Annotated in this window: 10 protein-coding genes; 8 read left to right on the forward strand and 2 right to left on the reverse strand. The window is 49.2% G+C overall.

Annotated features, from left to right (window positions below):
• The first annotated feature begins 13 nt into the window (after window positions 1-13).
• The 6 genes from bet to AC6CDK_RS10090 all read left to right on the forward strand — a co-directional run bounded on the left by bet (window position 14) and on the right by AC6CDK_RS10090 (window position 5970).
• Window positions 14-922, forward strand: coding sequence for a phage recombination protein Bet (gene bet, locus AC6CDK_RS10065; protein WP_192905849.1), 909 nt, complete (start codon window positions 14-16; stop codon window positions 920-922).
• Complete coding sequence (locus AC6CDK_RS10070; RefSeq protein ID WP_192905850.1) at window positions 919-1890, forward strand: PD-(D/E)XK nuclease family protein; 972 nt, start codon at window positions 919-921, stop codon at window positions 1888-1890. The genes bet and AC6CDK_RS10070 overlap by 4 nt, the downstream gene beginning before the upstream one ends.
• 264 nt (window positions 1891-2154) lie before the next feature.
• Window positions 2155-2652 (forward strand): RadC family protein, encoded by a 498-nt coding sequence (gene radC / locus AC6CDK_RS10075; RefSeq protein WP_192905851.1) that lies wholly within the window; start codon window positions 2155-2157, stop codon window positions 2650-2652.
• 132 nt (window positions 2653-2784) lie between these two features.
• Window positions 2785-3102, forward strand: a complete 318-nt coding sequence (locus tag AC6CDK_RS10080) for a helix-turn-helix domain-containing protein (RefSeq protein ID WP_226048490.1) — start codon at window positions 2785-2787, stop codon at window positions 3100-3102.
• A 213-nt stretch (window positions 3103-3315) separates the two neighbouring features.
• Entirely contained in the window at window positions 3316-4434 is a 1119-nt protein-coding gene (locus AC6CDK_RS10085; RefSeq protein ID WP_192905852.1) for a tyrosine-type recombinase/integrase, read from the forward strand.
• A gap of 405 nt (window positions 4435-4839) precedes the next feature.
• Window positions 4840-5970, forward strand: a complete 1131-nt coding sequence (locus AC6CDK_RS10090) for a Fic family protein (protein WP_192905853.1) — start codon at window positions 4840-4842, stop codon at window positions 5968-5970.
• A 32-nt stretch (window positions 5971-6002) separates the two neighbouring features.
• Here AC6CDK_RS10090 and AC6CDK_RS10095 read toward each other — a convergent pair whose 3' ends face one another.
• A complete protein-coding gene (locus AC6CDK_RS10095) occupies window positions 6003-6950 on the reverse strand; it encodes a hypothetical protein (RefSeq protein ID WP_192905854.1) in 948 nt (315 codons plus the stop codon).
• Between the two features lie 17 nt (window positions 6951-6967).
• On the reverse strand, window positions 6968-7780 hold the full coding sequence (locus AC6CDK_RS10100) for a hypothetical protein (protein ID WP_192905855.1): 813 nt from the start codon (window positions 7778-7780) through the stop codon (window positions 6968-6970).
• Between the two features lie 362 nt (window positions 7781-8142).
• Between AC6CDK_RS10100 and AC6CDK_RS10105 the strand changes: the two genes are divergently transcribed.
• Entirely contained in the window at window positions 8143-9516 is a 1374-nt protein-coding gene (locus AC6CDK_RS10105; protein ID WP_226048491.1) for a tyrosine-type recombinase/integrase, read from the forward strand.
• A gap of 149 nt (window positions 9517-9665) precedes the next feature.
• Window positions 9666-9980, forward strand: a complete 315-nt coding sequence (locus tag AC6CDK_RS10110; protein ID WP_192905858.1) for an integration host factor subunit alpha — start codon at window positions 9666-9668, stop codon at window positions 9978-9980.
• Window positions 9981-10088 lie beyond the last annotated feature (108 nt).

A 10088-nucleotide genomic window follows, 5' to 3' on the forward strand; every position in this document is an offset into this window, starting at 1 on the left:
AGGAGCATACAAAATGAGCAATGCTTTAGCCAAGATTGAGTTTTCACAGGAGGAACTGGTTGTCATCAAGAAACAGTTTTTCCCGGCGGGGGGGAGTCCCGCTGAACAGCAGTACTGCTTTGCAGTGGCAAAGGAGCTGGGGCTAAACCCGATCACCCGTGAGATCTACTTTGTTCCCCGGCGGCAGAAGATCAACAACCAGTGGGTGGAAAAAATAGAGCCGATGGTAGGGCGAGACGGGTTTCTCTCCATCGCCCACCGCTCCAGCCAACTGGCCGGTATGGAGACCACCGCCAACATCCAGGAAGTCCCACAACTGGTAAATGGCCGATGGGAATACCGGAAAGATCTTCTAGCCGAGTGTCGAGTGTGGCGGAAGGATTCCGATAAACCCTTTGCAGTCCAGGTCTCATATTCCGAGTACGTCCAGAAGAACAACGATGGACAACCGACCCGCTTCTGGAGCGAAAAACCGGAGACCATGCTGAAGAAGGTTGCTGAATCCCAGGCGCTGCGCAAGGCGTTCAACATCCATGGGGTGTACTCTCCCGAAGAGATGGGAGCTGGTTTTGAGACAGCTGGTGGCGACCTTGTCGTTTCACCCTCGATAGAGGCCGAATTCTCAACGGTACCTGATCGTGGGAAAGAACCGGGACCCGAGCCCGCTCCGAATGAAGCTGATGATGGGTGGCCGCCTATAGGCCCGACACCAAAGCAAGGTGACCAGCCAAAGGGTGAGTACACCCTTGCCGACATCGCCAACATGCTTGCTGCCAAGAGCATCAAGTATGAACTGGATGAAGATTGCGGTTACATCGCTGCCAAGTCGTTCACCCACAAAGACTTCCTCAAGTCCATCGGCTTCCGGTGGGAACCCGAAATCAAGTCGTGGGTCTGGACCGGCATGAAGGAGGCGGCATGAGTATCCAACAGTTCTTCGATAAGGCGCTCCAGAACCTCAACCGGCGAAAATCCAATTACCTCGGCGACCGGACGCTTTATATAGGGGCTTCCGATATCGGGACCTGTCCCCGCAAGGTAATAAAGGGGAAGCTCGAACCAGTGGAGCACACCACCAGGACCCTCATGCGCATGAACCGCGGGCACTTGGCCGAGGATCTCCTCGCGAAGATATTCACTGCCGGCGGCGCAAAATTCGAGCAGCAAATGGAAGTGATTCACCACGTACAACCGTTCAAGGCACATCTGGATTTCGTTTTCCTTGGTCGGGGGAAAGATGCCGGGATGCACGTCGTTGAAGTCAAGAGCGTCGATGGCATCCCTGACGAACCGTACCCCACATGGATCGACCAGCTTCATTTCCAACTGGGGCTCCTTCGTGACCATTACCCAAAAGCCCGCATTGGTGGTTCCGTTTTGGCAGTAGATGTCAATGCCGGAGCTGTTCATGAGTTCGGCGGTTATGCTCCTCAGCCGGAGGTGTACGAATATCTTCTCAACAGGGGGGTACACATGCTGGCTGCGCTGCACGGGGAGGAAGAGCCGCAAATCGAGGTGGGCATCCTCTGCGGGTATTGCGATTACCGTCATGACTGCCCCGCCTTTTGTGGTGAGACGATTACTGTCCCACCTGAGGTAGACCACATGGCCCAGCGCTATGCAGAGCTCTCCGAGGGTAAAGCGGAGATCGACCGGGAGATGAAATACCTGAAAGGCGAAATAATCACCTTCTTTGGCGACCGGTTCCGGGGTAACACCGAGCATGTCACCATTGTAGTTTCGACTATCGGGCCGTCGGAAACAGTAGATTCAAAATTGCTTCAATCGGATTTTCCCGAAATCTACGGACAGGTCCGCAAGCCCCGTGCAGGATATACGAAGCTGGAGGTGAAGGAGCTGAAAAGACAGAAGCTCAAGACGGCAGCCTAATCACAATCGTTTTGCAGGGACCAGGGAGGTCTGATCCTCCTGCCCCCCTGTCATTGGAGGAACCATGTGGCAAATGAAAAAGAAACACAGCAAATGCGGCCTGATAGGCTTGGACGTAAAGGAGAGCCGCAACAACTTTGTACGCCCCAATCGCTTTAATTCCCGAACAAGCACCCGATGGCCCTACGTCGCCGCCGTCATCACCGGAGTCGGACTCCTCGGCATCTTGTTTCTGGCAACTGCTGGTGCGAGATGAGGGATGCAATGGGAACCTTGCAGACCATATTTGGCACCGACGACGCTGCCGCTAAAACGATTCGACTCCGTTCACTTCGTCCAGTGTATGAGCGCCAGGTGATCCGGGAGGGTGCACCCGGCTACCTCACCAGCACACGGTTCAACTCTCCCAGCCAAGTCCATGAGGTGTTCTCGGACCTGGAGAACGAAACCAAGGAGCATTTCATTGCTCTTCACCTGGACGGGAAAAATCGGGTCATCTGCTTTGACCGGATCTCAGTCGGAAGCCTTAATCAGAGCATCGTCCACCCGCGGGAGGTTTTCAAAGGAGCTATGCTGTCTTCTGCCGCTGCCCTGATTCTGATTCACAACCACCCATCCGGTGACACGACTCCCAGCAGAGAAGACCTGGAAATAACGAAACGGCTGGTGGCAGCGGGCGAACTGGTGGGGATACGCGTTTTGGACCACATTATTATCGGAGCCTCTTCCTATCTCTCATTCGTTGAAAAGGGGCTGATGTAGAACGCCACCGGATTTTGCTGAGGAATGAAAAATTTACCTCTGCTTTCGTGTCAGATAGCAGGGGCTTTTTCATTTTGAAATCCAATAGCTACGATGGGGGCAGATGATGAATTACGTATGGAGGAGGTAGTGATGAGAACCCTGCTCGAACCGGAAGATATTGAGGCTATCGCTGAGGCGGTTGCCGCCCGTCTCGCCGCGGTAATGCCCACGAATACCACTGTTAAAGCCGACTCGGAGGAGATCTTCGACGTCCCCCGTCTGGCAACCTACCTGAAAGTGGACAAGTCGTGGGTCTACAAGCAGGTGCAGTACAAAGCCATCCCACATTTTCACGCGGGACGATATCCGCGGTTCTACAAGTCGCACATCGACAAGTGGACCAAGGAGCAGGCGACCCCTGCAGTGGGTATCCCGTTCCAGAAAAACAAGTTGTCGAGAGCGGCGTGACCTTCAGTTGTTAAATCTGAAGGCCTAGCAAAAATTCCTTCATTTTCAACAACTTGAAAACCACTGTTCTAAAGATTGTTCTAACCAAAAATTCCGTACTGGTGGGCTTGAAAAAGAGGTCAAGCCCCCTGTGCGGGAGGCTTGACCGATTTAATAGCATCTTGCGGGAGGAATCGCAAGTCCTGCCGTTACCGGGGGAGGAGTCGCGCAGTAATGGCAAAAAAAGGAATCTATAAGCGTGGCAACATCTGGTGGATTCACTATACCGGATTGGATGGCAGGCAAATCAAAGAAACAAGTCGCAGCACGAAATTCCGGGATGCAGAAGCACTGCTGATCCAGCGGAAGCATCAGGTTCAACAGGGGCAGCGCCCCGAGGTGATTCGCGTCAAAGATAGTAATTTTCGTGAGCTCGCGGAGAAATATGAAGAATTTTGCCAACATCAGCGTGGGTTCCGAAACAAGAAGAGCCTACTAAAGATGATGCGGGAAGACTTCGGTATGCTGCCCCTGAAATTCTTCACCCTTGAGTTTGTGGAGCAGTATCAGATGAAACTGCGTTCGAGCGGCCTTTCCGAGGGAACCGTTAACCGTCGGATCGGGTGTCTGAAAAACATGTTCACCAAGGCGGTGGATTGGAAGCTGGCGAGTGCCAGCATGTGTACTGAGGTTCACAAGGTCAAGATGTTCAGGGAAACCATGAAGCGCGACCGATTTCTTTCGCGGGACGAGATTGATCGATTACTAGCAGCCTGCGGTACCGACATGCAGCAGCAACACCTGAAACCCATCATCATCTTCGCGGTTCACACCGGTTGCAGAAAAGAGGAGGTTCTCAGTATCAAATGGAGCCAGGTGGACCTGGAGCACGGATTCATCACCTTGTACAAAACCAAGAACACGGAGTTGCGCAAGATACCGATCAATGAGCCATTACGAGAGATGCTGAATGGGCTCCCACGTAAGGACGGGGTTCCACACGTATTCTTCAACTTCAAAACGGACAAGCGGTTCCTGGATCTAAAACGGTCGTTTCGCACTGCAGCCGATAATACCGGCTTCGGCAACGATGTCGTATTCCACACCCTCCGGCACACATTTGCCAGTCATCTGGTCATGGCTGGAGTTGATATTGCCACCGTATCTCGCTTAATGGGGCATAAAACCCTAGCCATGACGATGCGATACAGCCACTTGGCTCCAAACCATTTGAGCAAGGCGGTGGACGCCCTGGCTGGAGCACTGAAGATGCCGCCAACACCAACAAGCAGTGAAGGCTCAGCCGAACCTACCAAAAGCGACTCCACTCAAAGCGAGAAGGAAGGGCCATAGCCCTTCCTTCGTTGTCTCCTCACCGCAACTACACGTTGCAGTGTCTGAAAATCAGGCTCTCTACAATCTGGAGAATACTTTTTTCCCGCTTTACAGCGAAGATCTTCAGCTTTTGGTGGGCATCCTTCGAAATCTCACAGCTGAGTTGCACCCGGCTCTGCGACACCGGGGGCTTTCGTAATTTTTTCTGGGTAGTAGCCATTTGTCTTCCCTCCATTTTCGTAATTCACCATAGGCTTTAGGGCTGCCTCTAATCATTTGTTCGTCCCCGGAAATGACTGGCCATTAATTTCGGCATTTTTAAAATTCCGGAACCTAATTCCACAGAAATTGTTGCGCTCGATATCCCTGCATGATAAGGTCATCTAATCGCATCATTTATTGGTGCGATTTATGAGGTGATTCATGGTGCGGTATATCTGGCAAAGAAACGAGTGGCCTGGTTTTTCTTGGGACGCTGAACAACTTCTGGTTCCTCTAAGCGAATGCCGTCTAGCCCAGGGTCGGCTGATGACAAGGGTTGCAGGTTTGGGCCTGTCACTGGAGCTACAGGCTCAGGCTGAAATATTGGTGGAAGAAACCATCAAGACGTCCGCGATCGAAGGGGAACAACTAGACCCGCGTTCGGTGCGATCGTCTGTCGCCCGCCGGCTTGGCATCCCCACCGCTGGACTTCCGGTAGACCGCCGCATTGACGATCTAGTTTCGGTGCTGATGGACGCTACGCAGAATTGTGACTCGCCCTTGTCAGCCGAACGGCTATGGGGTTGGCAGGCAGCTCTGTTTCCTTCGGGATATTCCGGATTGCACAAAATCCAGGTTGGCAAGTGGCGGGAAGGTACTGAACCAATGCGGGTGATCTCCGGTCCAATCGGTCGAGAGCGAGTGCATTTTGAAGCCCCCCCCAGTGGTCAGGTGCCTACAGAAATGGAACAGTTTCTGACGTGGTGGCAGGAATCGCGCGGGAGTGTGGAAGGAATCATCAGGGCGGCCTTGGCGCACTTCTGGTTCGTTACTATACACCCATTTGACGACGGCAATGGCCGACTGGCTCGCGCTCTGACCGATATGGCCCTTTCTCAGGATGACCTGCAAAGGGTGCGGGCCTACAGTCTCTCCGCACAGATCATGGCTGACCGAGAAGACTATTACGACATCCTGGAGCGATGTCAGAAAGGCACCTGCGACATCACGCCTTGGCTGGTCTGGTTTCTCGGCTGCTTTTCAAGAGCCATCCGCAGATCAGAAGATATCTTGGATGGGGTGTTTTCCCGGTCTGAGTTTTGGCGGCGGTACGACCACCTTAAGCTAACCGATCGACAGAAGAAGGTAATCAACCGCTTGCTAGAGGAAGGTCCCGGCGGCTTCGAGGGCGGGCTTACAACAAAGAAGTATGCATCTATGACGCATACCAGCAAAGGCACGGCATTTCGCGAGTTGGACCAGCTATATGAGTGGGGGGTACTGAAACGAATCGGCAAGGGTCGGGGTGTTCGTTACGAACTAGCAATTGTCAGAGAAGATCATTACACATAAAATCCATTACTTCTCACTAGTGACAGCAATACTTATGATCTACGTGACAGCAGTTTTTGTATCTTTTTTGTTGCTGAGAATGCCCAGATACAACGCAAAAACGGTATACAAAGAGTCATTCCGAATAAGAAACCCCCTATTGATTTATATAAGACTGGTGTCCAGATCAATATGACAATTGAGAAAGAAACCATAAATATGTAAAGCAGGACCATCATCCAGTAACCAATCCGGTCCATAACCGAAACCTGTATACCTAATGAACCGTCTGAGTTAACACAAAAATGGTCTTTTGCTTTTTTTATTAATTGTCTATCTATGTCATACCTACTAGAGTTATAAAACTGGAATACTAGATGCCTCAGCTCAGGCTTAGCCTCAAATCCGAAAAACCGTTTAAACACCTCTAAATCTTCCAGCTCTTTTTCAATGTCAACAGAAGCCGCTTTAAATCCTTCCCTTAAAAACGCATGCAGATCTTCCCTAGTATACTGTTTGCCTTTAGTAGAGTTTACAAGGAGCAGTGCAATAAGAGCCAGCACAGCCATTTCTCTTTGCCACCACTGAAGAACGCCGCCCCAGCGACTCGAGTAGTATTTATCGACGACATGAGCTGCTTGTTTTATCAGATCTTCGATGGTATATGCGCGAGGGTGCCGAACCTTGACACCGTGGTATGTGTCGTCAATCAACTTTGCCGGCGATGGACCTATCAGAACCAGCTCATGATTATCAGCAGCATGAGATGACAACTCCTTTGCCCAAGCGTCAATGTCTGCCTTCGAAAATTTATTGATTGAGGATTTTACTTGTACAGCTTTAGTTGATCCTGGATAGGACCAAACAATGTCAACTATCTCTGACCCCACATCTGGTTCAACCGTAACTGTTATCCAATTTTCATCATCTAACATCTCCACAAGGCAAATAATCCCTTGGAATAAGAAACCTTTTATTGCGTTTTGACCACCCGTACCCATGCCCCCTCACTTCCGTATCACATAGCATCTAATTTTTCTGGATCAAAAATATCACCTTCTATATCAAATTCAAGGTTGTCGATATCAACCAAAGTTGACATCTCCCCGGAGACATGGTCCTTTAAATAAAATTTACCCACATCTTCTGAATAAGAATAACTGAAGAAGAAAGAGCTCTTATTGCCCAGAGTAATCCCATCAACCATCTCACCACAGACGATAAATCTATCATTTTCTAATTTTGAAACTGCTAAACATGGCGAAACACCGTACTTCTTAAAACCGTCTGGTTCCTGCATTAGGATGTTCAGTATTTCTCTCCGTATTCCTGCTGCTATAAGGTATAAATCATCGCCATAGTGAGCTGAATACGTTTTAAATGAATTATTGATCAAGGTATTTATCCCTGGGATTTCGGCTCCTTTCCCAATCACTATTGAGCGTTCTGGAGTACAACCTGATAACTCACAATGATTCTGTGGAACTATGCGAGTTGAAAAAATAACCGGTTCCGTGCCAGGTTCCATGAAAAATCCTATAGCGCCCGCCGGTCTTCCGGAAAAGTCTATCGCTTCCATATTTAGAATCTGATTGAAAGGACCCTCTATTTCCAATATGTTTTTGGCAGTAAATCCTGCCGTTTCATCTTTGATCTTCGGTAAGCACTTTTTCCAGAATGAGATATCTCCAGCCAGGAATAATCCGAGGGTATCGGAAACCTCTATAAACTTAAGACATCTATCTATTTGATGCCCGCCAGCAAGAGTCACCCGAAAGTCACTTAAAAAAATTCCTCCACCCACAAAGGGATAGGCTGCGACTATGGTCAAACGCTACTCCGTTTCCAACGAAAGTCGTTTAGAACAATTTTAGAACAGTGCATATCTTAGAACAGCAAAAAGGGGCTAGGCAATGTGCCTAACCCCTTGTTTTTTCTGGAGCGGGAAACGGGATTCGAACCCGCGACCTTCAGCTTGGGAAGCTGACATTTTGATGTTTCAGCATCTTTCAAAAAGCTTCTGTCTTTATCACCACCGAACTCTATACTATTGACATATTTCATGTTTTACCTTATTTTCTGTTTCCATATGTTTCAGTCTGCCTCCCCGCTTGCCAACCATAAAACGGATGCAAAACGGATGCAAAGGGGTCAAGCGACACTCAAAACGGATGCAAAACGGATGCAAAGAAAATGGGGAAAACGATGAAACAATTTACCGACCGTTACCTCACCTCTCTCAAACCTCAAGATAAAAAATATGTCGTAAGAGAGGGCCGAGGATTCGCGATCCAGGTGCTGCCTTCAGGAACAAAGACATTTATGTATATCTTTGAACTGAACAAGCAGAAGGGGTACCTACTGCTCGGCAATTATCCCGCCATGTCCTTGGGTGATGCCCGGATAGCTTACAACGACGCATATAAACTCGTCAAGAACGGCATCGATCCACGCGAGGAAAAAAGAACAGCTATCGAGGAACAATCTCGATTGGCAAATGAGGCTAGACTTCAAGCTGAAGCTGCAGCCCTTGCTGCTGAGAAACTGGAAAAAGATTCCTTTGATTCCCTGATAGAGGATGAACTCCCCGAAGGATACACCCCGATAACCGTAGAACAGCTCGCTGCGGTATGGTACGTCAAATACTCTAAGGAGAATCATTCAGTTCGATGGCGAGAAACTATCCTTAGCGCTATCAAGACCCACATCATTCCCGGTATCGGCAAAATGGAAATTTCCTCTGTCAGACACAAGCATGCTGTTTCTCTCATCGAGCAAATTGCATCCAAGGTCCCGGGATCGGCTCGTAACGTGATGAAATTTGGCAGACAAATGTTCAAATATGCCTGTCGGCAAGAGTGGGCGGAGATTCAGCCGTTCCAGGAGATCACAGCATCTGTCCCCAAGATTGCCCCCAAAACTGACGACCGGCATCTTGATGACGACGAAATCGTGAAGGCGTGGGAAGAAATCAGCAAGGGACCAAGCTCTACCGAGGTCAAGCGTGCGCTTAAATTGATTCTGGTAACCGCTCAGCGCCCCGGAGAAGTTGCACAAATTCACCGTGATCAGATCAAGGACAGATGGTGGACTATCCCTGCAGAGGTTGCTGGCAAAAATGAGCGTGAGCACAGAGTCTACTTGACTGACACTGCTCTGGAGCTGATCGGACAAGGTAAAGGGTACATCTTCTCATCTGGCCGAGGGAAAAGAGGCCATATTTCCGAGAACACTCTTTCACAAGCCATAAATCGAGGTTACTTGGACGAAAATGTCGTGAAAGTTGTTGGGAACAGAAAAATAAAAGCGCGCAAAGAACCTTACTTCGGGATGAAGCCGTGGTCGCCGCATGACCTTCGCCGTACTGCACGCACAAATATGGCACGAGTTGGCATTACAGACGAAGTTGGCGAAGAGGTCATAAATCACATCAAGCCAGGCATAGTCGGAGTTTACAATAAATATCGTTATGACAATGAGAAAAAGGACGCCCTTTTGAAGTGGGAAGCCTTGTTACTGGACATTCTGTCACCCAAACCGCAGGATACTAATGCAGATGGAGAATAGCTCCATTCTTGCATTTGCTTGATCATCCGAAGCAGATCTGAATATTTCACCTTGAGAATCTCTATCAACATAGAGTAACTTTGTCCCCTCTCCCCTCCCCCGAACCGGGGGAGGGGTTTTTCAATCATTTCCTGGTAAACGGAGCAATAATGACTAAGGCAAATATTGTTGAAAAAGTTTCCGACCGGTGTGGGATTTCGAAGAAAGATTCCATAGAAATGGTCGAGTTGGTTTTCAGCATTCTGAAGAACACCCTTGAGATCGGAGAGGATATAAAGATATCCGGCTTCGGAAAATTTGAAATCAAAAACAAGCACGCCCGCAAAGGCAGGAATCCTCAAACTGGTGATGCCATCACCATTGAGGCCAGAAGAATTCTAACATTCAAACCGAGCACCATTCTGAAAAACAACATAAACTCTAACAGGTCTTTGAAAAACTCACTGTATTTACGTACAATTTGATTCGGTTTTGTGTTATGATGCCGCGCATATCTCACTGATATTACAGGAGAAACAGTATGCGCGGTTTTGAGCAGCAATCTGATGCTCTGTTCGTCTACATCTCGCCGG

It is taken from the genome of Geobacter sp. PheSNFMC, from assembly GCF_059620965.1.

Excerpts from the sequence above, each read along its gene's own strand:
- bet (WP_192905849.1), top strand. The coding sequence starts at position 14 with ATGAGCAATGCTTTAGCCAAGATTGAGTTTTCACAGGAGGAACTGGTT.
- AC6CDK_RS10070 (WP_192905850.1), top strand. The coding sequence starts at position 919 with ATGAGTATCCAACAGTTCTTCGATAAGGCGCTCCAGAACCTCAACCGG.
- radC (WP_192905851.1), top strand. The coding sequence starts at position 2,155 with ATGGGAACCTTGCAGACCATATTTGGCACCGACGACGCTGCCGCTAAA.
- AC6CDK_RS10080 (WP_226048490.1), top strand. The coding sequence starts at position 2,785 with ATGAGAACCCTGCTCGAACCGGAAGATATTGAGGCTATCGCTGAGGCG.
- AC6CDK_RS10085 (WP_192905852.1), top strand. The coding sequence starts at position 3,316 with ATGGCAAAAAAAGGAATCTATAAGCGTGGCAACATCTGGTGGATTCAC.
- AC6CDK_RS10090 (WP_192905853.1), top strand. The coding sequence starts at position 4,840 with ATGGTGCGGTATATCTGGCAAAGAAACGAGTGGCCTGGTTTTTCTTGG.
- AC6CDK_RS10095 (WP_192905854.1), bottom strand. The coding sequence starts at position 6,950 with ATGGGTACGGGTGGTCAAAACGCAATAAAAGGTTTCTTATTCCAAGGG.
- AC6CDK_RS10105 (WP_226048491.1), top strand. The coding sequence starts at position 8,143 with ATGGGGAAAACGATGAAACAATTTACCGACCGTTACCTCACCTCTCTC.
- AC6CDK_RS10110 (WP_192905858.1), top strand. The coding sequence starts at position 9,666 with ATGACTAAGGCAAATATTGTTGAAAAAGTTTCCGACCGGTGTGGGATT.